Source organism: Halomonas sp. H33-56 (assembly GCF_040147035.1).
Classification (GTDB): domain Bacteria; phylum Pseudomonadota; class Gammaproteobacteria; order Pseudomonadales; family Halomonadaceae; genus Halomonas; species Halomonas litopenaei.
In genome coordinates, this window is sequence record NZ_JAMSHP010000001.1 from 62,869 (window position 1) to 88,584 (window position 25,716).

General features: G+C 65.1%; 24 protein-coding genes. 12 read left to right on the forward strand and 12 right to left on the reverse strand.

The features are described from left to right. Positions 1 to 25: 25 nt before the first annotated feature. Positions 26 to 1,054, reverse strand: a complete 1,029-nt coding sequence (pyrB, locus tag NFH98_RS00275) for an aspartate carbamoyltransferase (RefSeq protein WP_124804516.1) — start codon at positions 1,052 to 1,054, stop codon at positions 26 to 28. A 273-nt stretch (positions 1,055 to 1,327) separates the two neighbouring features. Between pyrB and NFH98_RS00280 the strand changes: the two genes are divergently transcribed. After that, complete coding sequence (locus NFH98_RS00280; protein WP_205254706.1) at positions 1,328 to 2,224, forward strand: PhzF family phenazine biosynthesis protein; 897 nt, start codon at positions 1,328 to 1,330, stop codon at positions 2,222 to 2,224. 78 nt (positions 2,225 to 2,302) lie between these two features. Further along, positions 2,303 to 2,707, forward strand: coding sequence for a hypothetical protein (locus tag NFH98_RS00285; protein WP_348827376.1), 405 nt, complete (start codon positions 2,303 to 2,305; stop codon positions 2,705 to 2,707). Positions 2,708 to 2,795: 88 nt separating this feature from the next. On the opposite strand, the gene NFH98_RS00290 is transcribed toward NFH98_RS00285, so the two are convergent. The 4 genes from NFH98_RS00290 to hmgA all read right to left on the reverse strand — a co-directional run bounded on the left by NFH98_RS00290 (position 2,796) and on the right by hmgA (position 7,297). Continuing rightward, positions 2,796 to 4,004 (reverse strand): multidrug effflux MFS transporter, encoded by a 1,209-nt coding sequence (locus tag NFH98_RS00290; protein WP_348827377.1) that lies wholly within the window; start codon positions 4,002 to 4,004, stop codon positions 2,796 to 2,798. 143 nt (positions 4,005 to 4,147) lie between these two features. Next, entirely contained in the window at positions 4,148 to 4,783 is a 636-nt protein-coding gene (gene maiA / locus NFH98_RS00295) for a maleylacetoacetate isomerase (RefSeq protein WP_348827378.1), read from the reverse strand. 138 nt (positions 4,784 to 4,921) lie between these two features. Then, the gene (locus NFH98_RS00300; RefSeq protein WP_349622094.1) at positions 4,922 to 5,944 is read right to left on the reverse strand and encodes a fumarylacetoacetate hydrolase family protein; all 1,023 of its coding nucleotides are present in this window, start codon (positions 5,942 to 5,944) and stop codon (positions 4,922 to 4,924) included. A 33-nt stretch (positions 5,945 to 5,977) separates the two neighbouring features. After that, positions 5,978 to 7,297: a homogentisate 1,2-dioxygenase gene (gene hmgA, locus NFH98_RS00305; RefSeq protein ID WP_349622095.1), complete on the reverse strand. Its 1,320-nt coding sequence runs from the start codon at positions 7,295 to 7,297 to the stop codon at positions 5,978 to 5,980. A gap of 700 nt (positions 7,298 to 7,997) precedes the next feature. Here hmgA and NFH98_RS00310 point away from each other — a divergent pair. Together NFH98_RS00310 and NFH98_RS00315 are read left to right on the forward strand one after the other, a co-directional pair. Then, entirely contained in the window at positions 7,998 to 9,197 is a 1,200-nt protein-coding gene (locus tag NFH98_RS00310) for a GGDEF domain-containing protein (RefSeq protein WP_222516231.1), read from the forward strand. A 138-nt stretch (positions 9,198 to 9,335) separates the two neighbouring features. Next, on the forward strand, positions 9,336 to 9,836 hold the full coding sequence (locus NFH98_RS00315) for a MarR family winged helix-turn-helix transcriptional regulator (RefSeq protein ID WP_348827380.1): 501 nt from the start codon (positions 9,336 to 9,338) through the stop codon (positions 9,834 to 9,836). Positions 9,837 to 9,922: 86 nt separating this feature from the next. Here the strand turns inward: NFH98_RS00315 and brnA are convergent, their stop codons facing one another. Beyond that, positions 9,923 to 10,117, reverse strand: coding sequence for a type II toxin-antitoxin system BrnA family antitoxin (brnA, locus tag NFH98_RS20975; protein WP_502878756.1), 195 nt, complete (start codon positions 10,115 to 10,117; stop codon positions 9,923 to 9,925). Between the two features lie 493 nt (positions 10,118 to 10,610). On the opposite strand from brnA, the gene NFH98_RS00320 reads away from it, so the two are divergent. The 7 genes from NFH98_RS00320 (at position 10,611) to NFH98_RS00350 (ending at position 18,153) form a co-directional block, all read left to right on the forward strand. Continuing rightward, positions 10,611 to 11,306, forward strand: coding sequence for a GntR family transcriptional regulator (locus tag NFH98_RS00320; RefSeq protein WP_348827381.1), 696 nt, complete (start codon positions 10,611 to 10,613; stop codon positions 11,304 to 11,306). A gap of 390 nt (positions 11,307 to 11,696) precedes the next feature. Next, complete coding sequence (locus NFH98_RS00325; protein WP_108449459.1) at positions 11,697 to 12,668, forward strand: Bug family tripartite tricarboxylate transporter substrate binding protein; 972 nt, start codon at positions 11,697 to 11,699, stop codon at positions 12,666 to 12,668. A gap of 151 nt (positions 12,669 to 12,819) precedes the next feature. Next, a complete protein-coding gene (locus NFH98_RS00330) occupies positions 12,820 to 13,281 on the forward strand; it encodes a tripartite tricarboxylate transporter TctB family protein (protein ID WP_108449460.1) in 462 nt (153 codons plus the stop codon). 14 nt (positions 13,282 to 13,295) lie between these two features. After that, positions 13,296 to 14,801: a tripartite tricarboxylate transporter permease gene (locus NFH98_RS00335; RefSeq protein WP_108449461.1), complete on the forward strand. Its 1,506-nt coding sequence runs from the start codon at positions 13,296 to 13,298 to the stop codon at positions 14,799 to 14,801. 25 nt (positions 14,802 to 14,826) lie between these two features. Next, positions 14,827 to 15,564 carry an SDR family NAD(P)-dependent oxidoreductase gene (locus NFH98_RS00340; protein ID WP_348827382.1) on the forward strand — a complete coding sequence of 246 codons (738 nt, stop codon included), beginning with the start codon at positions 14,827 to 14,829 and terminating at the stop codon, positions 15,562 to 15,564. A gap of 3 nt (positions 15,565 to 15,567) precedes the next feature. After that, positions 15,568 to 16,707: an AbrB family transcriptional regulator gene (locus tag NFH98_RS00345; RefSeq protein WP_348827383.1), complete on the forward strand. Its 1,140-nt coding sequence runs from the start codon at positions 15,568 to 15,570 to the stop codon at positions 16,705 to 16,707. 15 nt (positions 16,708 to 16,722) lie between these two features. Further along, positions 16,723 to 18,153 carry an MmgE/PrpD family protein gene (locus tag NFH98_RS00350; RefSeq protein WP_348827384.1) on the forward strand — a complete coding sequence of 477 codons (1,431 nt, stop codon included), beginning with the start codon at positions 16,723 to 16,725 and terminating at the stop codon, positions 18,151 to 18,153. Positions 18,154 to 18,267: 114 nt separating this feature from the next. On the opposite strand, the gene NFH98_RS00355 is transcribed toward NFH98_RS00350, so the two are convergent. The 3 genes from NFH98_RS00355 to NFH98_RS00365 all read right to left on the reverse strand — a co-directional run bounded on the left by NFH98_RS00355 (position 18,268) and on the right by NFH98_RS00365 (position 20,448). Next, positions 18,268 to 18,642: a Rieske (2Fe-2S) protein gene (locus NFH98_RS00355; RefSeq protein ID WP_348827385.1), complete on the reverse strand. Its 375-nt coding sequence runs from the start codon at positions 18,640 to 18,642 to the stop codon at positions 18,268 to 18,270. Between the two features lie 36 nt (positions 18,643 to 18,678). After that, positions 18,679 to 19,515, reverse strand: coding sequence for an IclR family transcriptional regulator (locus tag NFH98_RS00360; RefSeq protein WP_045993885.1), 837 nt, complete (start codon positions 19,513 to 19,515; stop codon positions 18,679 to 18,681). A gap of 123 nt (positions 19,516 to 19,638) precedes the next feature. Further along, entirely contained in the window at positions 19,639 to 20,448 is an 810-nt protein-coding gene (locus NFH98_RS00365) for an enoyl-CoA hydratase (protein ID WP_045993886.1), read from the reverse strand. A gap of 243 nt (positions 20,449 to 20,691) precedes the next feature. On the opposite strand from NFH98_RS00365, the gene NFH98_RS00370 reads away from it, so the two are divergent. Beyond that, a complete protein-coding gene (locus NFH98_RS00370; RefSeq protein ID WP_162816504.1) occupies positions 20,692 to 21,255 on the forward strand; it encodes a GNAT family N-acetyltransferase in 564 nt (187 codons plus the stop codon). A gap of 96 nt (positions 21,256 to 21,351) precedes the next feature. Here NFH98_RS00370 and NFH98_RS00375 read toward each other — a convergent pair whose 3' ends face one another. The 3 genes from NFH98_RS00375 to NFH98_RS00385 form a co-directional block, all read right to left on the reverse strand. Beyond that, positions 21,352 to 22,701: a uracil-xanthine permease family protein gene (locus NFH98_RS00375; RefSeq protein WP_052704445.1), complete on the reverse strand. Its 1,350-nt coding sequence runs from the start codon at positions 22,699 to 22,701 to the stop codon at positions 21,352 to 21,354. Positions 22,702 to 22,960: 259 nt separating this feature from the next. Then, entirely contained in the window at positions 22,961 to 24,316 is a 1,356-nt protein-coding gene (locus NFH98_RS00380) for an 8-oxoguanine deaminase (RefSeq protein WP_222568036.1), read from the reverse strand. A 282-nt stretch (positions 24,317 to 24,598) separates the two neighbouring features. Further along, on the reverse strand, positions 24,599 to 25,501 hold the full coding sequence (locus NFH98_RS00385; protein ID WP_348827386.1) for a DMT family transporter: 903 nt from the start codon (positions 25,499 to 25,501) through the stop codon (positions 24,599 to 24,601). Positions 25,502 to 25,716: the final 215 nt, after the last annotated feature.

The following is a 25,716-nucleotide window of genomic DNA, read 5'->3' on the forward strand; positions in this document are numbered from 1 at the left end:
AGGCTCCCGCCCGGCACCGCTGCAGCTAGAACTTGGCGTCGTCGACACCGACGCTGCCCGGCACAAACCAGGGCACGTCGCGCAGGTCGCGTTCGATCAGGTGCTCGACCTTGAGCAGGGTGGCGAAGATCGCCATGCGCACCGGAATGCCGTTGTCGGTCTGGCGGAAGATCGCCAGGCGCGGGTCGCCGTTGAGGTCGACGTCCAGATCATTGGCCTCCGGACGGCTGTCCCGGGGCAGCGGGTGCATGATGATGGTGGACGGGTTGCAGCGGCTGTCCATGAAGGCGCGGTGGACGGTGAAGTCCCGCGACAGGTTGAAGCCTTCGCTCATCTCGGCGGTGAAGCGCTCCTTCTGGATGCGGGTGGTGTAGACCACGTCGACATCGGAGAAGTCACCGGCCAGGCTCTCGCGTACCTCCACGTCCAGGCCCTGGCGGCTGACCCGCTCGATCAGGTGGTTGGGCATCTCGAGTCCCGGCGGGGCCACCAGGGTCACGCGCATGGGCGCGTAGAGCGCCAGCAGCTTGATCAACGAGTGCACCGTACGGCCGTACTTCAGATCGCCGGTCATCAGCACGTGGGCACCCTTGAGGGTCTTGCCCTGGCGGCTGAATTCCTTGTCGATGGTGTAGAAGTCCAGCAGCGCCTGGCTCGGGTGCTCGCCGGGGCCGTCACCGGCGTTGATCACCGGCACATGGGTGGCGCTGGCGAACTCGGCCACCGAGCCCTGGTCCGGGTGGCGCATGACGATGGCGTCGCAGTAGCCGGCCATCACGCGGCTGGTGTCGTAGAGCGATTCGCCCTTGGCCATCGACGAGAAGGTGAAGCCGGTGGTGTCGCAGACGCTGCCGCCGAGCCGCGAGAAGGCGGTGTGGAAGCTGACGCGGGTACGGGTGCTGGCCTCGAAGAACAGGTTGCCGAGCACCGCGCCTTCCAGCACCCGGGTGACCTTGCGTCGTTGGGCGACGGGTTCCATGGCGGCCGCCACTCGCATCAGGTGATCGATATCGTCGCGGGACAGGGAGTCGATGGAGAGCAGGTGGGACATCACGGCGGCCTCGGCAGTGGGAACGGGCGCTAGTGTACCGCTGGTGCACACTGAGTTCAGCCTCGAAGAGCGCTTGCCGTGCCCCTCATCAGATTAGGGAGGCCGTAAAGGCGGTGACGGATGCTTGCCAACGCTCTAGCGTTGACTTTGCCGTAGAGGGGTTTGCTCGTTCGCGCGCTGGCAAGGTGGACGCCGGGGCCTCTATGCTGGAAGGCGCCACCGGTGTCGGGCGCATGTAGCCTGGCCCTGGTCTACCAAGTTCAAGTGGAGCCGCCTATGCTGCCGTCCCTGACCCGCTACTACCTGCTCGATGTGTTCACCGACCAACCGTTCGCCGGGAATCCACTGGCGGTGTTTCTCGACGCCGACGGTATCGCGGGGGAGCGCATGCAGGCTATCGCCAACGAGCTGAACCTGGCCGAGACGGCCTTCGTCGGGCGGGCCCAGGCGAGCCGGCATTTTCCGGTACGTATCTTCACTCCTCACCGCGAGCTACCGTTTGCCGGCCATCCGAGCATTGGCGTGGCCCATCTGATCGCCGCCCAGGGGCTGGTGCATGCTGGCGAGGTCAGCGCCGATAGCCCGGTCATCCTGGATCTGGCTGGCGGGCCGCTCAAGGTGACCTACGAGGGCGACCTGGCACGCTTCAAGATGGCGCGCGCGCCGGAGGTCGGCACCAGCACGCTGGGCCAGTCCAGCGCAGCGGAGCTGGCCGGGCTCGAGCTCGATGACGTCGCCGCGGACCCGGTCCAGGCCTCCTGCGGATTGCCGTTTCACCTGGTCGAACTGGTCAACGTCCAGGCGCTGGCGCGGCTGGCGCTCGATGGTGAAGCCTGGCAGCGGCATGTGTCACCCAGCGCCGTGGAGCAGGTCTACTTCTATGTGCGCGAGGCCAAGGAATCCGGCGAGATTCACGCACGCATGTTCTCGCGCCACGCCGGCAGCTTTGTCGAGGACCCCGCCACCGGCAGCGCGGCGGCGGCGCTGGCGGGCTTTCTGGGACAGCAGTCGAAGAGCCAGGGCAACAACTGGCGCATCCACCAGGGCGAGGCAATGCACCGCCCAAGCCAGATCCATGCCCGCGCCACCCGCGACGACAAGGACAAGGTCACCGTCGAGATCGCGGGGCAGGCGGTACTGATGGGCGAGGGCGGTCTCTATCCTCGTGACTGAGGCATCGCCCTTGGTGATCGAGGCGTCACCGAAGCTCGCGCCTTTACCACCCAGTCACTGTACTTTCTGGAGTCTTGCATGACCCGTCATCTGGTCCTGGCCTTCGTTGCCGGCTTTCTCGCCGTGCTGTGCTTCCACCAGCCGGTAGTGGGGCTGTTGCACGCCTACGGGGTGATCCCCTTTGCCCCCTATTCCACCTCACCCGCTGCCCCCCTGGGCGTGCCGGCCTGGTGCTCGGCAAGCTTCTGGGGCGGCGTCTGGGGGCTTGTGATGATGCTGGTGTTCGCGCTCAGGCGGATCGATCAGGGGGGCTGGTGGAAGGCAGGGTTGTTCGGCGGCATCGCCCTGACCCTGGTGGCCATGCTGGTGGTGTTCCCGCTCAAGGGGCGCGGCATCGACCCGGCGATCTTCCCCATCGGCTTTCTGGTCAACGGCGCCTGGGGCCTCGGCACTTGGATGTTCGTGCGCGCCTGGCGTCAGTAGATACGCCCTGCTGAAGCGACAGCGGCCCCGTCTGAAAACAGGCGGGGCCGCTGTCGTTAAGGTTCGAGGGTCCCGCAGCGCTTGGTCGTCAGGCCGACGCCGTCTGCGCTTCCAGGTCGCCCTTGTCGGTGACGATAAAGTGGTAGCAGACCAGCGCCAGCACACCGGACAGGCCGATGGCGATGGCCATGCTGTGGGAGGTGCCATCATGAAACTGGCCGACCAGGGCGCCGACGCCGGCGGCGATGCTCATCTGGATAAAGCCGAACAGCGCCGAGGCCGAGCCTGCGCAGTGGGGGGTGGGTGCCAGGGCGCCGCCCATGGTCTGCGGCATGATGATGCCGAAGCCGATCATGTAGGCCATGTGGGGGCCGATGACCGCCCAGGGGGTATGCACCCCGGCCAGCGCGAGCAGCGCCATGGCAGAGCCGCCGAGGGCGGCGATCAGGCTGGCGGCGACCAGCAGCTGGTGACGGCTGCGGCGACGACTGAGCTTGGCGCTGGTCAGCGAGCCGATGAAGAAACCGAGCACGATGGCGGCGAACAGGTAGCCGTAGACGTCGGGGCTGACCCCCATGTAGTCGATCAGCACGAACGACGAACCCGACAGAAAGGCGAACAGACCGGAGAAGGCGGCCGCGTTGGCCAGGGTATAACCGACGAAGTCGCGCTGGCCGAGCAGCGAGCGGAAGGTGATGGCCAGCGCCGAGGGCTTGATCGACTGGCGTCGGTCCCGCGGCAGCGGCTCGGGCATCATTGCGATCAGCCCCAGCATGGCGGCGGCGTAGAGCGCCAGCAGCAGGAAGATGGCGTCCCAGCCGAACCACACCAGTAGTCCCGCACCGACCACCGGGGCCAGCGCCGGGGCCAGCGCCATGACACTGGCCATGTAGGAGAGGATGCGACTGGCCTCGAAGGGACCGTGGATGTCGCGCACCGCGGCGCGGCCGAGCACCGGCCCCGCCGAGCCTCCCAGGGCCTGGAAGAAGCGTGCCACCAGCAGCGTCTCGATATTCGGCGCGAAGGCGCAGACCAGGCTCGCCAGCAGAAAGACCCCCATCCCGAGTGCCAGCACCGGCTTGCGTCCGAAGCGATCGGACAGCGGACCGCACAGCAGCTGCGCCATGGCGAAGCCGATCAGATACAGCGACAGGGTCAGCTGGATCTGATCGGCTCCGGTGCCCAGCGCCTCGCGCATGGCGGGCATGGCCGGCAGGTACATGTCGGTGGCCAGGGGGCCCAGGGCGGTCAGCGCCGCCAGCAGGGCCACGGTGGCGCGGGAGGTCGGGTTCAGCACACGCAACTCCTTGTGTCAGTGACGGTTGGGTCAGGGAAAGCGAAGGGAGCGCGAAAAGCGCTCCCTTCGCGGTGTCGATGCTGCTGCTTGGAGGCAGACATCGTTCCGTCAGTATTTCCTTAGTCGGCTTATTGTAGCCGATCTCACACAGCGTCAGGCTGAACACCCGGTGCCGCCTTGTCGAAGGCCGGCAGCGCTCGCGCTCGCTCCGAGACCGCGCGCACTCGCGCAAAAGGCGCGAGGTCGCACTCGAAGCGCTCGGCGTTGAACACCTGGGGCACCAGGCAGACGTCGGCCAGGGTCGGCTCGTTGCCGACGCAGAAGTCGCCCATGGTGTGCTCAAGCATCGCCTCGACGGCGGTCAGTCCCGTTGCTACCCAGTGGCGGTACCAGTCGAGCCTGGCGTCATCCGATAGCCCGAGTTCGCCGGTCAGGTGCTTGAGCACCCGCAGATTGTTCAGCGGGTGGATCTCGCAGGCGACGGCCTGGGCCAGTGCCCGGATCTGCGCCCGATGCTCGGCGGAGCCGGGCAGCAGCGGCGGTTCGGGGTAGCGCTCGTCGAGGTATTCGCAAAGCGCCAGGGATTGGGTCAGCGCCTGTCCCTGGTCGGTGACCAGGGTCGGCACCAGGCCCTGGGGATTGCGCGCCAGATTGTCGGCATCACGCTGCTCGCCCTTGACCAGATTGACCGGGTGATGGTCGAGGGTGATGCCCTTGAGGTTGGCGACGATGCGCACGCGATAGGCCGCCGAAGAGCGAAAGTAACCGTAGAGTTGCATGGCAGGTTCCAGAAATTGGCGGGGGCGGGCCAGATGCTCGTGTGGCGGCCCGAGCGGTGGCGGGACGCCCGCCGGGGACGGCGGGCGTCGAGGCGTCGACGGTGGTGGACGTCCGCCCCAGGACTCAAGGGGGCTGGCTCAGTCCTTGGGTTGGTACTTCACCACTCGCTGGTCGATGGCGCCGAAGATGCTCTGGCCGGCCTTGTCGAACATCTCGATGCGCACCCGGTCACCAAAGCGCAGGAAGGGCGTCTTGCTGTCGCCGTGCAGGATCTTCTCGACCATTCGTACCTCGGCCAGGCAGCTGTAGCCGACGCCGCCGTCGGCCACCGGCTTTCCGGGACCGCCATTCGGATCCGGATTGGACACGGTGCCGGAGCCGACCACCGCGCCGGCGCCCAGGTAGCGGGTGCGGGCGGCGTGGGCCACCAGTTGCGGGAAGTTGAAGATCATGTCCGGGCCGGACTCGGGCTCGCCGAACTTGTCGCCGTTCAGATGGACCGTCAGCGGCAGGTGCACGCGGCCATCCTTCCACGCCTCGCCCAGCTCGTCCGGGGTGACGCAGATGGGCGAGAAGCTCGAGGCCGGCTTGGCCTGGAAGAAGCCGAAGCCCTTGGCCAGCTCCCCGGGGATCAGGCCGCGCAGACTGACGTCGTTGACCAGCATCAGCAGCTTGATGTGGCCGGTTGCCTGTTCGGGGCTCACCGCCATCGGCACGTCGTCGGTGATCACCGCGATCTCGCCCTCGAAGTCGATGCCGTGGTCTTCGCTGACCGCCTCGATATCGTCATAGGGACCGATGAAGCTGTCGCCGCCGCCCTGGTACATCAGCGGGTCGGTCCAGAAGGTCTCCGGCATCTCGGCGTTGCGCGCCTGGCGCACCAGTTGCACATGGTTGAGATAGGCCGAGCCGTCGGCCCAGTGATAGGTACGCGGCAGCGGCGAGTGCAGCGCTTGAAGATCGAGCTCGAAGGCCTCCTCGGCGGCGCCGTCGTTGAGGCGCTGGTAGATCTCTTCAAGGCGCGGGGCCAGCTCGTCCCAGTCTTCGACGAGCTGTTGCAGGGTGGTGGCAATCTGCGGCACGCGTACGGCGTGGGTCAGGTCGCGGGAGACGACGATCAGCTCGCCGTCGCGTCCGCTCTTGAGGGTGGCCAGTTTCATCAGAGGGTTCCTTGTGGTCAAAGCAGAGGTCGGTCAGGGCCGCGTCGGATCGAAGTGGGACTTGAGTCCCTTCCACACATCCACGTAGTCGCGCTGGCGGAAATCGGCGGCCAGCGCCTTTTCGGTAGGCTGGAAGACGTAGCGGCTCTCGAACATGAAGGCCAGGGTCGCCCCCTGATACTGAGGCTCGAGGCTGGCGTCGGAGGCCTTCTCGAAGGTCTTGGCGTCGGGGCCGTGGGGCGACATGCAGTTGTGCAGGCTGGCGCCGCCGGGCAGGAAACCTTCGGCCTTGGCGTCGTACTCGCCGTGGATCAGGCCCATGAACTCGCTCATCAGGTTGCGATGGAAGTAGGGCGGGCGGAAGGTGTTGTCGGCCACCATCCAGCGCGGCGGAAAGATCACGAAGTCGATGTTGGCCATGCCCTCGGTGTCCGACGCTGACGTCAGCACGGTGAAGATCGAAGGATCCGGATGGTCGAAGCTGACCGTATTGATGGTGTTGAAGTTGGCCAGGTCGTACTTGTAGGGCGCCACGTTGCCGTGCCAGGCGACCACGTCCAGCGGCGAGTGGTCCAGCCGGGTCGCCCACAGAGCCCCGGAGAACTTGGCCACCAGTTCGAAGTCGCCCTCGAGGTCCTCGTAGGCGGCCACCGGCGACTGGAAGTCGCGCGGGTTGGCCAGGCCGTTGGCGCCGATGGGGCCGAGCCCCGGCAGCTCCAGGGGACTGCCGTAGTTTTCGCAGACATAGCCCCGGGCCTGGTCGCCCTCACTGATGCGGACCTGGAACTTGACCCCGCGCGGGATCACCGCGATCTCGCCGTTGCCCACCTCGAGCGCGCCGAACTCTGTGCCCAGGCGCAGGGTGCCCAGCTGAGGCACGATCAACAGTTCGCCGTCGGCGTTGTAGAAGAAGCGTTCGGTCATGTCCTGGTTGCAGGCATAGACATGGACACCGCAGCCGGCCTGGGTGCCGGCGTCGCCATTGACCGCGATGGTGGCAAGACCATCGATGAAGTCGGTGGCCGCCTCGGGCAGGGGAGCCGGGTCCCAGCGCATCTGGTTGGGGTCCGCGGCGGGACGTGACAGCGGCGCGGTGGCGAGACCGCCGTGCTCCAGCGGGCGGTAGGCGCTCTGGGCCACCGAGGGGCGGATGCGGTAGAGCCAGCTTCTCAGGTTATGGCTGCGCGGCGCGGTGAAGGCCGAGCCGGTGAGCTGCTCGGCGTAGAGCCCGTAGGCGCAGCGCTGGGGCGAGTTCTGCCCCTGGGGCAGGGCGCCGGGCAGCGCTTCGCTGGCGAAGTGATTACGAAAACCGCTTTGATACGCAAGCGGCGTCTGGTCGAGACGTCGGGACATCGGGAAATCCTCCGCTCAGGATGATGAGGTGGCGTGTCGGGATGCTCGCCGCCCCACTGCATACTGAGTCCTGTGATAAAGCTCGGGTCGAGGCGGTCACATCATCGCTATGGCATGCCTGGAATATAGTTTCATTTGAAACTATATTCCAGGCCTTATCGCTGGGGAGACGGTGCCAACCCCACCGGCATCTGATTTATCCTTTAAAAACATGAGATTGATGGGCTAAGACATACGTCTATAGCAATGCCGTGGTGCGAAGCTTCACTGGGCGGTTGGGTGCGGTGTAGACACTATCCCCAAGGGGCCAGGCGACGGTATGAGCGCAGGGGAAAGGTCGCCTAGACCGCGCCCACCCACTTTGGGCAAGTGTGGATCGGCGTCGTGATAGCCAGCGGGGTGTGAAGCTCGCAATACGAGATGGGGGCTACTTCCCGGCAAGTGAAGTGGACTTCGAGAGAGCACGACAGACGCTGTGCCATTGCCGCGAAAAGCATAGAATTGGGCAGTGCTGCCACGAAAAGTAACGTTATCATCGTGTTATTGAGTTATTTTAAAGTCATATAAGCGTTTGTTTAAAAAATAATAAGACGCCGTCAACGTGAAGTGGACAAAAGTCCCTTCGATCTCGACATGACGAAGGTAGTGGGCATCGGTCCTCAGACGTCGAGCCTATGCACAGGGAGAACAGCAAGTGTCGATGGCAAAGATGCCCCATCTGGTGCATTGGTTAACCGGACAGTTTCGTGAAACTGAGCGAGAAGCCTGGTATCGCCGCGCGATCAAGCCGAGGGTGCGCTGCGAGTCACGACTGGCCTGGATGCTTGCCGCATTGATATTCGGCATGTTCTCGATTTCCGATTACTTTTATGTCGGCCAGAGCCGCGAGCTCTACCTGTTGCTGGCCATGCGCGTGGTCGTCGTCGGTAGCTGTCTTTTTCTGGCTTGGGCGATTGGTCGATGGGGAAGCTATTCGCAGCGCCTCTGGCTGCATGCTTTGCCGTTGTGGGTTATGGCGACGGGCATCATCCTGATTGTTCCGCTACGTCCGGACTCCCTTTCGACGCAGATGATGGCTGTCATCGTTGCTACCATGGCCTTTTATCTGCTGATTCCCAACCTGCTCACCGTGGTGGCGATGGCGAGCCTGTATCTGGGTATCGGTTTTCTGTGCGCCTCTGCCATCTTTGCCGACAGTTCGCCCGTCGATGTGTTGCGCATGGCGCTGTTGTTGATCATGGCCAATGCGGTCGGGTTCTGCACCTTGCTGCGGGTAGAGCGCCTGCAGCGCAAGCAGTTCGCGATATTGAGCGAAGAGCGCGACCAAAACCGACAATTGCTTCGTGAGATGGCGCATCGTCAGTCCCTTGAAGGTCAGTTGAGACAGCTGGCCGAGCGCGATGCCTTGACCGGTCTCGCCAATCGTCGGCACTTCATGAAGCGGGCCCAGAGCATGTTTGAGTCTGCCCGGGAAGCACAGGCGCCCTTCAGCCTGTTTATGCTGGATGTCGATCACTTCAAGACTATCAATGACACCTGGGGCCACAGTCATGGAGACCGAGTGCTGATGGAGATCGCCCGAGTGTGTGCCGAGTCACTGCGTTCCCATGATCTGATCGCGCGTTTCGGCGGCGAAGAGTTCGTGGTCGCATTGCCTGATACCTCCTTGAGTGACGCTTTGCCCGTCGCTCAACGTCTGCATCGAGCGGTCGCCGACCTGGCGCTGCCGTTTGAGGGGGGTGAGAGGGGGGCGGCGGTCACCGTTACCATCGGCATTGTCGAAGCCCGGCCCGATGAGGACAATCTGGAAGTGCTGATTCATCGCGCCGACAAGGCGCTTTACGTCGGCAAGCGTGACGGCAGAGACCAGGTAGTAGCCTGTCGCGAGAGCCAGGCGTGAGTGCGAAAGCGATGCTGATGGTAAGGTCGCGAGCTACGTTGCCGGTTCTGGCGTTCCCGGTTATCGTCAGTGACGGATGGTGGCGTGCCACGCTGGCGTGGCGCTGTCGCGATGGACGCTGACCACGGGGACGAGGCCATGGGCTCGCGTAAGCGAGAAACACCGACCAGCAGCGGGTTACCGCATCTGGATCTTTTGCAGTTCCTGCCGTACCGGCTGAACAGTCTGGCGGACCGTTTGAGTCAGGCGCTTTCGCAGATGTACGCCGAACGTTACCAGTTGACCATTGCCCAGTGGCGAGTGCTGGCGTGGTTGTCGCACCTGGATGAGCTATCGGCCAAGCAGATCGCCCAAGCTACTCGCATGGATAAGGTGCGTATTTCTCGGGCCGTACAGGCCCTGGAGGAGCGCGGTCTGATCCGAAGAACGCCTTCGCCCAGTGACCAGCGTGTACAGCACTTGCGACTGACCGAGGCGGGGCAGGCCTTACTGGCCGACTTGATCCCCGATGCCTTGCAATGGGAGGCCGATGTGGTCGCGACCCTCTCCGTCGGCGAGTATCGCGACCTGATGAGCGTGATGGGCAAGCTCGAGCGCCAGCTCGATCGGCTGGAGCAGGGCAGTGGCCCCTGGTCCTAGGACCGCTCCGGCGATCCCATGGAGACGCCGGGTTCTCCCGAGCTCGATCAGGATCGCTAGGGCCTGTTCGCGCACTGCTCCAGGCGCTAGGCCAGCCACACCTCGATGATCGATTGGCGAGTCACTCCCAGGCGGCTGGCTTCCTTGTCGAGCGATTCGATCATCCACACAGGAAAGTCGACGTTGACCCGTCCTTGTGACTGATTGGGGTGCCGAGCCCTGGACAGGCCGAGGGCTTCCGAGACGTCTTTGCCATCATCGAACTCTGTAAGATGCGTAATATCTTTTTAGCTTGGTAAGTCGGTGTAAGGTCTGCTTAAACACTGACGTGACGAGCGGCGCAGCTCCCCGCTCCACTGTCTTCTCGCGAGCCCCTCGGCGCTCCGTTTTCCCTGGCAGCCGTCATTCGACGATATACAACGGCGCTCGTCGACAAGATGCTCTCCGACGTCCGACCCAGTCGACGCCCTTCAGATTTGCCCGGTACCCACCTCAATGACATCCGGGTGGATGGATACCCTCTGGATCTGTCGGTGGGCATCACGTCAGCAATCGGTTCGATACCTGTTTGCGCCTCGACATGTCGCCACCGCCAACTGGCTGGCGGCGATGCTGCCTGCTCTCAAGTACTTTTCGGCGGTCAGCGCGATGCTGAGAGGCCTCACACCTGACCTCATGATGTGGACCCCTCGAAGGAGGGGCTGCCAGAGCTTGCGGGTGTGAGATGACATGATACTGTTAACAGTTGACGATACTGAGTGCACGGAGACCGATATGGACTCGACCAAGGATCGGATTGGCCAGCGACGCTCCAGTACGCTGACGTCCATTGCCCGCGATGCCATCGAGCAGTTGATCATTTCTGGCGAGCTGTCCGCCGGCGACCGTATCAACGAGAGTGCGTTGGCCGCCAGGTTTGATATCAGTCGCGGACCGATTCGCGAGGCGTGCCGCAGTCTCGAGTACGCTGGTCTGATCCGCAATGTCGCCAATCACGGCGCCTACGTACGCGAAATGAGTCTGGACGAAGCCCGCGAACTGTACGAGGTGCGGCGTGCCTTGACCGCTCTGGTAGGGGAGCTGCTGGTCGAGCGGGCCACCCAGGAGGTGATCGAAGAACTGGAGGCTCTGGTTGACAGAATGGGCGAGGCCGCCGAGCGCGAGGATCTCGATGACTACTACCAGCTCAACTTGCGTTTCCACGACGCCATGATGACCCACACTGGCAATAGTGCTCTGGCTCGTTACTATGACGACACGATCAAGCAGCTGCACTTGTTCCGTCGTCGCGGATTGGTGCAACGCGGCAACCTGAAGGCTTCGAACGCCGAGCACGTGACGATCGTCAGGGCGATCTCGGCACGTGACGCTGATGGGGCGTCCAGGGCACTGCGTGATCACGTGATGGCCGGATGGCGTCGGATGGAGCAGGCACTCGCTGCGGCCCCGGACGACGATCGACAGGCTTGACGCCTGAGACGTCGACCGGCCCCTTTTCGTTCTTGTTCCTTCTGATTGGCGTATCGCCAGCGAGTCAGTGGCGTCGCGATTGGAACGTCTGACCAACGCCATCTGCCAGTACGACACGCAGACAGCGCTTCGTGGTGTCTAGCTTCACGCCTCGGTCCGAGTGATGCGTGCGTCAAAGGCGCAGGTGGCATCGCTTCGACCAGCGGGGCTCGCTGAGTCGATGCTCCTTTACCCACCAATCCGCATAAGCAGTAGACCAACGTCTACTTAATGGGACGTGATCCGCTCTGCTAGTTTACAGGCTGTAAACTGTTAACAGTTTACAATGCACCTCCAGACGCAGCAGGTCATGCAGTGACTTCTCAACAACGACTCCAAAGGAGAACCACCATGCGCCATTGGTTCACGATCCGCATGCTGGCGGTAGGCATCGCCACGAGCCCCCTCGCCATGCTCTCCGCCTCCGCCTTGGCGGCGGACGACTTCCCTGTCGATCCGATAGAGATTGCCGTACACACCTCGCCCGGTGGCGGCACCGATACCACTGCCAGAATGGTGGCCCTGTCGACCCAGGAGCAACTCGACAGCAATGTCTTCGTCCAGAACAAGAAGGGCGGCGGAGGCTCCGTGGCGATGAGCTATGTCAGTGGCAAGCCAGCAGACGGCTATACCCTCATGGCCATCACTCCGACCCATCTGTTCACCATGCTGCGCGGCAATGCCCCGATCGGTATCGATGACATTCGTGGCGTAGTTCGGGCGACCGACGACCCGATCATCGTCATGGTTCGCGGCGACAGCGATTACGCCTCCATCGATGATCTGATCGAGGCTGGGCGGTCCGGCACGATCAAGTGGGGCGGAACCCAGATTGGCGGTGTCGACCATATCGCCGCCATGAGCTTCGCCAACGAGGCCGACATCAGGGTTTCCTACGTACCGTTCGATAGTGGTGCGGAGTTTGCCGCCGCCCTGTCTCGCGGTGATATCGACGCCGCCGGTCTCAATATCTCGGAAACCCAGGACCAGATTGCCGATGGAGAATTCCGTCCTCTGGCGGTGATGGCCGACGAGCGCATGGGGGCCCTGCCGGAGGTGCCGACCTTGGCCGAAAACGGCATGGACGTGTCCTTCTCCACCGTTCGCGGCTACGTGGTGCTCAAGGACACCCCCCAGGAGCGCGTCGACGCGCTGGAACAGGCCATGCTCGATGGCATGCAGAGCGAGCGCTATCAGGAGTATCTCGACGGCATTGGCCTGGATAGCGCCAGCGTCGCCGGTAGCGAGGCCTGGGACCAGCAGATCCGCCGCATGTACGAGGCGGGCAAGGTCACCATGACTGACCTGGGGCTGCTCCAGTGAATCGTCAGGCTGGACGCGGGGCAGGGCTGAAACCAGGGCTGAAAACAGGGCATGAGACAGGGAGCGTCTCGGCTGCCATCGATGGGGTCGTTTCCCCAGGCCCGGCTTCGGTCCAGGCCCACGGGGCATCAACATCAAGAAGGAGTCGCACATGATTCGTCACTGGCGAGATCTGCTTCCCGGGTGCGCCCTGCTGGTACTGGCCGGCGGGCTGTACCTGATCACTACCGACTTCGACAGCGTACCTCCGTCCTTCGCCCAAGGCATGCAGGCGGCAGACATGCCACAGCTGATCCTGGGAGTGATCGCCGTGCTTGCGTTGGTGATGATCATCCAGGGGCGGGGCCACGAGGAAGAAACCAAGCCGGTCATCTCCTGGCGCATGTGGACCACTGCGCTGGTGCTGCTGGTATCGGTATTCCTGTTCGGTGTGCTCGGCCTGACCCTGACCACCGTGCTGACCTGCCTGGCCATCCCGTTGCTGTGGGGTGAGCGGCGTCGGTTGGCCGTGGCGATCTACGCCATCGGCGTGCCGGCGTGCATCTACCTGCTGTTTACCCACGCCTTGCAGCTCAGATTGCCCCAGGGCGTGCTGAGCCCCTGGCTGTCCTGAACAAGGAGACGACCATGGATCCTATTCTAACGGGGCTTGGCATCCTCACCGACCCGGTCTCACTCGGTGTCATCCTGCTTGGCACCATCATCGGTGTGCTGGTAGGAGCGCTGCCGGGATTGAGCTCATCGATGGCGGTGGCCCTGCTGCTGCCCTTCACCATCTATCTGGAGCCAGTACCGGCGATATCGATGCTGGCGGCGCTCTACTGCGCCGGTACCTTCGGTGGTTCCATCACCGCTATTCTGATCAACGCCCCCGGCGCTCCGCCTGCCGCCGCCACCGCCTTTGACGGTTTTCCCATGGCGCAGCGGGGCGAGGCCGGTCGCGCACTTGGCATGGCGGCGGTATCCAGCGTCATCGGCGGCATCATCTCCTTGATCGTGATGGTGCTGGCGGCCCCGGCGCTGGCCCGAATCGCCCACTCCTTCGGCCCACCTGAGTACTTCGCGCTGGCAATCTTCGGGCTGTCGATGCTGGCCTCGATCAGCGGCAAGTCGCCGGTCAAGAACCTGATCGGCGGGGCTCTGGGGCTGTTGATCGCCACCGTCGGGGTAGACCTGACCACCGGCGTCGAGCGCTTTACCTTCGGCGTGCCGGAGCTCTACGAAGGCATCAGCTTCATTCCTATCCTGATTGGCCTGTTCGCGGTGTCGGAGCTGTTGTCCCAGTCCGACATCATCGACCGGGCCAAGGAGCGCATCTCGCTCACCGCCATCAAACTGCCGTCCCGGGAAGACTTCAAGCGGGTGTGGAAGACCATTCTGCGCTCGTCCGGTATCGGCACCTTCATCGGTATCCTGCCGGCGGAGGGCAGCACCATGGCGGCCATGATCGGCTACAACGAGGCGCGCCGCTGGTCGAAGAACGGCGACAAGTTCGGTACCGGCGAGATCGAAGGCATCGCAGGCCCGGAGGCGGCCAACAACGCCGCCACCGGTGGCTCCATGGTGCCTACCCTGGCGCTTGGCATCCCTGGCTCAGCCACGGCGGCGGTGATTCTCGGTGGCCTGCAGATTCACGGCATTCGCCCGGGCAGCTATCTGTTCGAGAACCAGCCCCACCTGCTGTACTCGATCTTTGCCGCCATGCTGGTGGCCAACCTGGTCTTTCTGGTCTTCGGGCTGGCCGGCGCCAAGCTGTTCTCCCGCATTTCGCTGATCCCGCGCACCTTCCTGTGGCCGGCGGTGTTTGCGCTGTGCGTGGTGGGCGCCTACGGCGTCAACCAGAGCCTGGTCGACGTCACCATCATGCTGATTGCCGGCTTCATCGGCTTCTGGCTCAAGCGCTACGGCTTCGGCGCGGCGCCGATCATCATGGGTGTGGTGCTGGGCTCGCTGGTGGAGAACTCTCTGGCCCAGTCGCTGATCATCTTCGATCAGGACGCAAGCCGCTTCCTCGAGCGTCCGGTGGCCCTGCTGTTCTTCGTGCTGGCCGCACTGAGCATCTTCTACAAGCCATTGTCCGGTGCAGTGCGTCGTGTACGCAGTGGCCCGAGTACGACCCCGGGAGGTGAATGACATGACCGGGCCCAGGACAGAACCCTTGTCGGGACGTGTAGCGCTGGTTACCGGCGGCAGCCGGAATATCGGTCGTGCGGTGGCACTGGGACTCGCCGAGCAGGGTGCCGATGTGGTGATCATTGCCAGTCATCACGGCCAGGCGATGGATGACACCCTTGCCGAGATCGAGGCACTGGGACGTCAGGGACTGGGTTTGGCCGCCGATATTGCCGACCCCGAAGCCGTCGATGCCGCCGTGGCAAGCGTCGGTGAGCGCTTCGGCCGGCTCGATAGCCTGGTGTGCTGCGCCGCCATTCGTCCCCATCAACCCTTCGCCGAGCTGACCTTCGATGACTGGCGTCGGGTCATGGCGGTCAACCTTGACGGGCCTTTTCTTGCCGCCAGGGCCTGCCTGCCGCTGCTGCTGGCCTCCGACCAGGCCGCCATTGTCACCTTCGGTGGCGTCAGCGCTCATCTGGGTGCCGCCGAACGGGCCAACGTGATCGCCTCGAAGATGGGTGTGGTGGGGCTGACCCGGGCGCTGGCGGTGGAATACGGCGAGCGCGGCGTCACCGCCAACTGCATCGTACCGGGACAGATCGATACCGAACGGGCGGCAGGCTCGTCGCCGCCCAGGTTGAGTGGCGGCAAGGGGCCGCTGGTTGGCCGACTGGGCAAGCCCGAGGAGGTGGCCGCGCTGGTGTGTCATCTGGTCGGGCCGGCGGGGCGCTACAGCACCGGCCAGACCTTCCATCTCAACGGCGGCAGCTACCTCGGTTAAGCCATGACCATCTACCTGAAACCCGAACCCGACCAGGGCCGAATGGCGCACTGGTGGCGCAGTTTCCTGCTGCCGGCGATGGTTGCCGTCATCGGTGGCGGTAGCTGGAGCGCTCTCGGTCTGCCGCTGGGCTGGTTGCTGGGGGCGGCCATCGCCATCGGCATCTGGGCGGGGCTGGGCCTGCCGGCCCGGGCTCCCAGACCGATCCAGCGCGCCGGCCTGATGGTGGTGGGGGCAAGCGTCGGCTTGTGGGTGACACCGGAGGTGGCCCGTCAGTTGGTTGGCTGGTTGCCAATGATGCTGGCCTCCGCGGCCCTGGGGGTGACCCTGGCGATCCTGTGCACGCCGCTTTTCGCACGCCTTGCAGGGCTCGACAAGGCCACCGCCTATTTCTGTCTGCTGCCCGGCGGGGTGATCGAGATGGCCGAGATCGGCGAGGGCTACCGCGCCAACCGGGCGGCGATCGCCGCCTTGCACGCCATTCGCGTCGGGCTGATCGTCACCCTGCTGCCGTCGGTACTGCTGCTGACAAGCGGTAACGGTCAGCCGATGACACAGGCGTTCGGCTCGGGCGTCCAGCTTGGGCCGTGGTGGCTGATCGGAATGCTGGCGCTGTGTGCCCTGGCCAGTTGGGGGACCGCGCGTCTGGGCATGCCCTCGGCCTGGTTCCTGACGCCGCTGGTGGTCGCCGGCGTGTTGTCCGGCGCCGAGCTGCTGCCTGTGTCTCCGCCGCAGGTGCTGCATCTGCCCCAGTGGGTGCTGATCGCCGCCCAGGTGGTGGTGGGATTTGGCCTGGGAGCCAAGTTCCAGCGGGCCAGCTTGCTGGCCCTGCCGAGGGCTATCGCCAGCGGCATTCCGATCCTCCTGCTGATCGGTCTGATGGCGGCGGTGGCGGCGCTGCTGGTGGCCGGGATGTCGGGCTCGGAGGAGAGTCGGCAGACCCTGGTGCTCGGCTTTTCCGTGGGGGGTATGGCCGAGATGACCCTGACCGCCCAGGCCCTGGGCCAGAACGCCGCCCTGGTGGCGGGCTTTCATGCCATCCGCGCCCTGTCGGTAAACCTTTTCGCAGGGCCCTTGTGGGCTCGCTTGTCACGCCTGCCCTTGTTTCACGAATCCTCGAGCTCATGCTCACGACGATCCTGATAAGGAGACTGCGTCATGTCTGTCGCAACCAACGTCTTTGCCAAGATGCCCACCAACACCCGCATTACCGCCGAGGCTGCCGAATTCATCGAATCGGTTCGCTTCGAGGAGATTCCCGAGGAAGCGCTGCGCATCGGGACCCGCTGCGTACTGGATGGAGTGGGCCTGTTTGTCGCCGGCTCGGAGGAGCATTCGGTCCAGATCCTGGCCGAGGAGGCTGTGGAGTCCGGCGGTCGCGCCGATGCACTGGTTCTGGGACAAGGAGATGCCCGAGCGCCGGTCGCCCAGGCCGCCCGCGTCCTTGGCACCGCCGGTCACGCCCATGACTGGGACGATAGCCAGGTCAGCAAGGACCCGGCCCACATCTATGGACTGTTGACCCACCCTACCATTCCGCCGCTGAGCGCCAGCCTGGTGGTCAGCCAGCGGCTCGGCGGGGTCGATGGCAAGCGCTTCATGGAAGCCTTCCTCACCGGCTTCGAGGTGGAAAGCAAGATATCTGAATGGATGTTGCCCCAGCACTACATGCAGGGCATGCACTCAAGTGGCACCGTGGGCACCTTTGGCGCCTTCGCCAGTGCGGCCAAGCTGATGGGGCTTCGTGGCGAAACCTTGCGCCATGGCCTGGGTATCGCGGCGAGCCTGGCCGCTGGTATCCGCTGTAACTTCGGCACCATGACCAAGCCGCTGCACGTAGGCCGCGCGGCGGAAAATGGCGTGACTGCGGCACTGCTGGCAAGTCGTGGCTTTACCGCCGACCCCGAGGCGCTGGACGGCCCCTGGGGCTTCATGGCGGTGCAGGGCGGCGGCGCCAGCGAGGACAAGCTGACCCAGGGCTTCGGCAAGACCTGGTCCATCGTCGAGCCTGGGGTGTCGATCAAGCCTTACCCCTGCGGCGTGCTGACCCACCCGACCATCGACTTGATGCTACGCCTGGTGCTCGAGGCCGACGCCAGTGCTGACGATATCGAGGAGGTGATCGTCCACGCCGGCTCCAACATTCTCAATCCTATCCGCTACCCGATCGCCGCCAATCACCTCCAGGCCAAGTTCTCGTTGCCCGCCGCACTGGCGATGATTGCGCTCAACCGTCAGGCGGGCAAGGTCGAGTTCTCGGACGAGTTCGTGGCTTCCAGTGCCATGCAGGACATGCAGCGGCGCATCCGCACCGAGTTCGATGAACAGATCGAAGCCCAGGGCTTCGACAAGATGCGCTCGCGCATCACCCTGCGCCTGAAGGGGCGCGAAGACGTCAGCGGCTGGGCTGACGAGCGTTATCGTGGCGGCCCGGAAAACCCGCTGAGTGATGAAGAAGTCGAACAGAAGGTGCGTTCCTGTTGTGACGGCGTTCTCGATGAGCAGGCTCAGAGCGACCTGATCGCCGACGTGTGGAAGGTGCTGGAACTCGACGATGTCAGCGTGCTGGCGCAGCGCTTGAATGGCTGAACGTCCGGTTTGGACCCTTTGTCGTGGTAGCAAAAGACAGAAGGGGGGCTGGTTCCCCCTTCTGTCTATCGCCTGTCAGGTGTTGCACTAGTTGTTTAAATTGAGACGCCCTCCTCACTCCCCGATCACCCACCAGCCATCGACTTCCTGCACCGGCACCGGGTCCAGCGCTTCGCCCTGGGCGGGGCCGGAGATGCCTTCGCCGCTGTCGAGGCGGAAGCAGGCCTGGTGGTGGGTACAGATCAACAGCTCGCCGTCGCGGCTGAGGATGTTGCTGCCGCGGCCGTCCAGCGGCAGGTACTGATGGGGGCAGGCGTTGACGTAGGCGTGCACCCGGCCATCGGCGTGGCGGGCGAGGATCAGCGGGAAGCGGCCGTTGTCGCTTTCGAGATTGAGGCAGCGGCTCTCGCCCGGGGCCAGGTTGGTCGATTCCAGCACGGCGGTCCCGGGCGGTGGTGCGCTCTTGTACTTGCGCCAGGCGTCGGTCATCGGGGGATCTCTTGAGGGAGCCGGTGAACCCGGGCGTCAGGGCTTGAAGTCCTCGGCGGCGGGAATGCGTCCGCCCAGCTGGGCGGTGATCTCGGCGGCGGTGTCGCGTACCAGCTCACCGAGCTGGGACAGGCGTTCGTCGGGGATGCGCGCCACCGGCCCGGAGACCGAGATGGCCGCCAGCGGCGTGCCCAGTTCATCGTGGATGCAGGCAGCCACGCAGTGCAGGCCGATGGCATGCTCTTCGCGGTCGCAGGCGTAGCCGCGTTCACGGATCTCGGCCATGGCGCGACGCAGCTCGGATGGACTCGACAGGGTGTTGACGGTGACGCGGTCCAGTCCGCGTTCGGCCAGTACCCGCTCCAGATCATCGTCGGGCAGCCAGGCCATCAGCGCCTTGCCCACGCCCGAGGCGTGCAGCGGGGCACGTGAGCCCAGACGGGTGATCATGCGCATCATCTGAGGCGATTCGCTCTGCGCCAGGAACACCGCCGTGGTGCCTTCACGCACGCCCAGATTGGCGGTCTCGCCGGTCTCACGGGTCAGTCGGCGCAGGTAAGGACGGCTGGTGGCAACGAAGTCGCGTGCCTCGAGAAAGCTGTTGCCGATGCGAAAGGTCTTGACGTCGATGCGCCAGACGCCGAGTTCCTCATCCTGGGTGATGAAGCCCTGGCTCAGCAGGGCCTGCAGCAGGCGATGGGTCGTGGACGGTGCCAGATCGGCCTGCTCGGCGATGTCGGACAGCGCCAGGCCGCCCGGGTGCATCGCCAGCAATTCCAGCAGGTTGAGTCCCCGCACCAGCGACTGGCTGTGGCCTCCGCTGGCCTTGCCGCTGGCCGGTCGGCCGGCCGTTCTGCGCTTGCTTTCCGTCACCTTGCATCTCCTGGGTCAACCGTTTGGCACAGTCCTTAGCATACCTGTTGGCGCGGCCGCTTGTCGCGTTTGCGGAAAAGGCTTCCACAAGCGGCCCTGCCTGGGCTGAGCCTAGTCCGGTGCTCAGCGATGGCGCCAGTGGGGGGCGCGCTTGGCGACGAAGGCGTCGATGCCTTCGGCCACGTCTTCGGCCATCATGTTGGCGGCCATCACCTCGCCTGCGTAGGCGTAGGCCTGGCCCAGCGGCAGGGCACGCTGGCGGGCCAGCATGGCCTTGCCGGTGAACAGCGCCACCTGACTCTTGGCGCGCAGGCTGTCGAGCAGCACCTCGAGACTGTCGTCGAGGGCGTCGTCCTCGGCGACCCGGTTGACCAGGCCCCATTCCAGCGCCTGATCGGCGTCGATGAACTCGCCGGTAAACAGCATCTCGGCGGCCTGCTTGGGACCGATATTGCGGGTCAGCGCCACCGCCGGGGTGGAACAGAAAAGCCCGACCTTGATACCGGAGACGGCGAAGCGCGCCGAGCGGGCGGCCACCGCCATGTCACAGCTGGCTGCCAGCTGGCAGCCGGCGGCGGTGGCAAGCCCCTGAATTCGAGCGATCACCGGCACCGGACAGTCCTGCAGGCGCTGCATGACCCGGGAGCACTGGGCGAAGAGCTGTCGATAGGCGTCCTCGTCGCCGAGCTCGCGCATCTCCTTGAGGTCATGGCCGGCGCAGAAGGCGCGGCCCTCGGCAGCGATCACTACCGCCCGCAACGAAGGATCGGGGTCGATTGCGGCAAAGGCATCATCCAGTGCGGTGAGCATGTCCCGGGACAGGGCGTTGAAGCTTGCCGGGCGGTTGAGGGTCAGATGGACGACCCCACGATCATCGTGACGCACCACGGCGAGGTCACCGGTGTCAGGCTGGGCGGAAGGTGAGGCGGGCATCGTCATGGCTCCAACGAGGGAAAACTTCGCAAGCCTAGCGCGTGATGACGCCTTTTCGGGGCCTGCTTCGACCAAAGGGGAAGAGTGGCCTGGCCTCCCTGGTTGACGCCAGGGCGGCGCCAGAGCGGCGTCAGAGTAGCGCCAGGACGACGACAGGGGCGGCTTGCTGGCGGCCAGCGTCCGTGGTCATGGCCGTGGAGGATGGCGTACATTCGCACAAGCGATCCACGACGCGAGAGGCGCATGATGCAGGACGACAGGCTGAGGCCCAGGCCGATGCAGGGCGACGTGCTGGCCACGCCGCGTAGCCGGCTGCGCCCGCTAGAGCGCTATGATCTGCCTGGCTTGAGCCGACTGCTGGCCGATCCCCGGGTGATGCGTCACTCGCTCCACGGTGTGCAGGACATGGCGGGGAGCCGTCGCTTTCTCGATGCCTGTCGCGCGAGCTACGCCGACAAGGGCTTTGGCTACTGGGCGGTGGTGCACCCGGTATCGCGAGCGTTGATGGGCTTCTGCGGCTTCGATCACGAGATCCTCGACGGCGAGCGGGAGTTGGCCATCGGCTATCGTTACGCCGTGCATCATTGGGGTAGAGGGCTTGCCACCGAGGTGGCCCTGGCGGTGGTGGCCCACGCCTTTGCCATCACCGACTGCGAGTCGCTGGTGGCGGTGGTCGATCCCACCAATGTGCCGTCGAGCCGAGTGGCACAGAACGCGGGCTTTGTGTGGGAAGGGATGACGACGCTCGAGGGCCAGCGAGTGAAGGTCTACAGGCGTCATCGCTACCGTGAAGTCAGAAGCTGCTGAGCCTGGGCTGCGTCCCTGTCCTGGGGAAACGAAGCGGGCCCGCGTGGCGGGCCCGAAAGTGGCGTCATGGTGTCCTCGAGGGGACGGTGTGGCGTGTCAGACGCTGTCGCGGAAGACCCGATCGGCCTTGGGCAGTACCAGATTGAGCACGATGGCAAACAGCGCGCCGGGGATCAGCCCTGACTCGATGATGGCCTGGAGGTTGTCGCTCAGATTGGCGTAGAGCCCTTCCTGGGCCGGCAGGCCCACCGCGGCGGACAGCGAGACCCCGATGATCACCATGTTGCGCTTGTTGAAGTCGATATGGGAAAGCATCTTGATGCCGGCGCTGGCGATCATGCCGAACATGATCAGTACCGCCCCGCCCAGCACCGAATTGGGGATGCTGGAAACGATGGCACCCAGCTTGGGGATCAGGCCCGCCAGCAGCAGGAAGGCGCCGCCGATGGCCACCACATAGCGGCTGACCACACCGGTCAGCGCCACCATGCCCACGTTCTGGCTGAAGCTGATCTGGGGGAAGGCGTTGAAGATCGCGGCGAACACGCTGGACAGGCCGTCGGCCATGACCCCACCGGAGAGCTCCTTGTGGGTCGGCTCGCGGTCCATGCCGCCGGCGGTGGTGCCGACGATGTCGCCGATGGACTCGGCGCAGGTGACCACGGCCAGCAGCACCACCGGCAGGATCGCCGCCAGATGGAATTCAAGCCCGATGGTCAGCGGCACCGGCAGTGACAGCCAGTCGGCGTCACCGATGGTGGAGAAGTCGATATAGCCGAACATGGTGGCCACCACGTAACCGGTGATCAGGCCGATCAGCGGCGCCGCTTCGGACCAGATACCGCGGCCGTACTGGTGCAGACCCAGGGTCACCACCAGTACCAGCGCCCCCAGCAGCAGGTGGTGGGTGGCGCCGAAGTCGGCGGCGCCGAAGCCTCCGCCCCAGTAGGCGAAGCCTACCGGCATCAGCAGGGTGCCGAGCATGACCACGAAGGTGCCGGTGACCACCGGCGGGAACAGAAACCGGAACACTGGCAGAAACATGCCCACCAGGGCCATGGCGACCCCGCCACACAGGGCTGCGCCAAGGGCCGCCGGAAGTCCCATGCCCACGGCAATGGGAATCAGCACCGGGACGAAGCCGAAGCTGGTGCCCATGACGATGGGCAGGCGGGCGCCGATGGGGCCTATCCCCAGCGACTGCACCAGGGTGGCGACACCGGCCACGAACATCGCCGCCTGGATCATGAAGGCGGTCTGGTCCGCCGGCAGGTCGGCGGCGCCGGCGATGATGATCGGCACCGTGACGTTGCCGACAAACATCGCCAGCACGTGTTGCAGGCCCAGCGGAATGGCGCGCCCCAGGGGCGGCATGGCGTTGACGTCATGGGTCGAGCGCACAGATGCGCTTTCCAGGGTGTCCCCGGAGGAGTCGTGGGTGGGCATGGCAGGGTTTTCTCCTGTTGTCGTTGTAGCACCGGCGTCCTTGTCGGAGCGTCGGCGGCGAAACCCCGGAGACCGTGACAGGTGTCAGACCGTCTGTGCTGACTGCCGTGGCACGGCGACCGTTGTCAGGCGGCGGCAGCGTCGGCCCTGGCCCGTGGTGCCGCGCTGCGCTCGAGATCCGTTCGTCGTTCGCTGTTGTTGCCTTTTGTCTTCCCGTTGTCCTGTTCGAATGTGTGCGTCCAGGCTAGCCCCGAGCCTCCTAGACCGCGCGCCTTAGCCGCACCGCCGCCGCGTTGTGGCGGGCCATCAGCTCGCCCAGATCGACGTCGAGCGGCTGGCCGTCGGCCACCCGCCACTGGCCGGCCACCATCACTCGGTCGGCACGGTGGGCACCGCACAGCAGCAGCGCGGCCAGCGGGTTCTCGGCGCCCGAGAAGCGCGGCTCGTCCAGCCGGAACAGCGCCAGATCGGCCTGCTGGCCAACCTTCAGTCCGCCGATGTCGCTGCGCCCCAGACAACGCGCGGAGCCTTCGGTGGCCCAGCGGATGACGTCCTGGTGACGTACCTGGCTGGGTGAGTAGCGCAGGCGGCCGATCAGCATCGCCTGGCGCATCTCCTCGGCCAGGTTGGAGTGATCCGCCGAGGCCGAGCCGTCCACCGCCAGGCCTACCGGGCAACCTGCGGCCTCGAGTTCCAGGGTGCGGCACATGCCAGAGCCCAGCACCATGTTGGATGAGGGGCAGTGGGCGATGCCGGTGCCGGCTTGGCCGAGGCGGGCGACCTCGTCGTCGTTGAAGTGGATGCCGTGGGCCAGCCAGGTGCGATCGCTGAGCCAACCGGTGGCCTCGAGGTAGTCCAGCGGTCGCATCCCGAACAGCTTCTGACAGTACTGCGTCTCGTCCTCGGTTTCTGCCAGGTGGGTGTGCAGGCGCACGTCCTTCTGCTCGGCCAGGCGAGCGCTGTCGACCATCAGCTCACGGCTGACCGAGAAGGGCGAGCAGGGCGCCAGCGCCAGGGTCACCATGGCGCCCTCGCCGCGCTGATGGTAGGCGTCGATCAGACGGGTGCTCTCGTCGAGGATGGTCGCCTCATCCTGCACCACCGACTGGGGCGGTAGCCCGCCCTGCTCGCGCCCCACGCTCATCGAGCCGCGGGTCAGGGCGGCGCGCACACCGAGCCGACGCGCGGTCTCCACCTGGACGTCGATGGCGTGCTCGAGCGCGCCGGAGAACACGTAGTGATGGTCGGCCACGGTGGTACAGCCGCTCATCAGCAGCTCCACCATGGCCAGCTCACTGGCCAGCGCCAGCTGGGCCTCGTCGAGGTTGGCCCAGACGTCGTAAAGGGTGGTGAGCCAGGGAAACAGCTCCTTGTTGAGCGCCGGCGAGTAGGCCCGGGTCAGGGTCTGGTAGAAGTGGTGGTGGGTGTTGACCAGGCCAGGCAGCAGCACGTGGCGGGAGGCATCGAAGGTCTGCTCGACGCGGGTTCGGGGCGTCTGGCCGGCGGCCACGGCTTCGATGATTCGGCCGTCCTGAACGACGACACCACCGGCCGCGTCAGGGTCGCTGGCGGCCAGTGGATGCTTGATCCAAGTGACGGGGGGATGTGAGCTCATGCAGTTCTCCTGGGTTGGCTTCGCCGAGCGAAGGGTTACCCAAGCATCGTGCCCTGCTCCCGACGCCGTCCCTTGGTCAAGGAGGGCGAGGGCTCGTCGCGTAGCGGATACCTGGTTCAGGTGCCTTCAGAAACAGCCGCCGAGGGCGGTGAGCGTCATCAATTTCACGGTTCACGCTGCACCGATATCGAGCGGCCTGTGTACCATTGTGGTGCGCAATATATGACCGTTATTGTGTACAAAATGGCCGTGACGTCAGGGCTTGTCAAGTGCCCCTCTGCTTCAGGGCCTGGCGGCCTCGCGGGCGGCTCGACGCCGGCTCAGTCGGTCCCCGAACAGGTAGGCACCCAGCGCCACCAGAATCAGTAGTGCGCCTAGCAGCATCGAAGGTGAAGGGGTTTCCTGATTGAGCAGCATGCCGAGGGTCAGCGCCAGCACCGGGGTGATCAGGGTCACCAGGGCGACGCTGGCGGCGTGCAGCCGAGACAGGATCAGGTAGTAGCAGAGGAAGCCGATCAGCGAGCCGAACAGCGCCAGGTATGGCACCGCCCATAGCCCGCGGGGGCTGAGTGGAATCATCAGCGGTTCGCCGCTGGCGAGCCATAACACCAGAAAGCAGGGCATGGAGCCGGCCAGCGCCCCCACGGTCTGTTGCAACGGATCCAGCCCGGCGGCCACCCGCTGCACGGCGATGCCGCTGGCGCTGAACAGGGTCACCGCCGACAGCATCATGGCCAGTGCCAGCACCTGGGCGCCGCCGCCCAGGGTCAGGCTGTCGGCGAATACTACCGCCAGCCCCGCCACCCCCAGACCGCAGCCGATCCAGTGCCAACGCCTGAGCCGGGTGCTGCCGGGCAGGGCCTGGAGGATGAAGCCGGAGATCAACGGCGCCATGCCGAACATCACCGACAGCAGGCCCGAGGGCAGAAACTGGGAGGCGTGGTAGCTTAGCGCCATGGCGCCGAACACCCCCGGCACCGCGGCGGCGTAGCTGGCAAGGGCGCGGCGATCGAGGCGGACGCCGCGTCTCAGTACCAGCAGGATCAGACTGCCGGCGATCAGCGCCAGGCCCATGCGCAGCATCACGCTGCCGATGGGGGCGCCGGCCTCGGCGCTCCACTTGATGGCCAGCGGGGTGGAGGCCCACACCAGCACCACGATCAGATAGGCCAGTCCGGTTGGCATCGTGCATCCTTTGAAGAGGTCATCGGGAAGACGCTCAGGATAGGCGTTTTCTCGCTGCGCCACAGGCTTTTGGGCGTCGGCTTGTGATGGTCGGGAACGGGGACCGTGAGCGTGCAGCGAGTAAAAAGGCCTGCGAGTAAAAAGGCGCCGCCCTCCCGAAGGAGAGCGGCGCCTCATCGTCATCCCGAGTGCGATAGCTGCCGCGCGGGATAGCT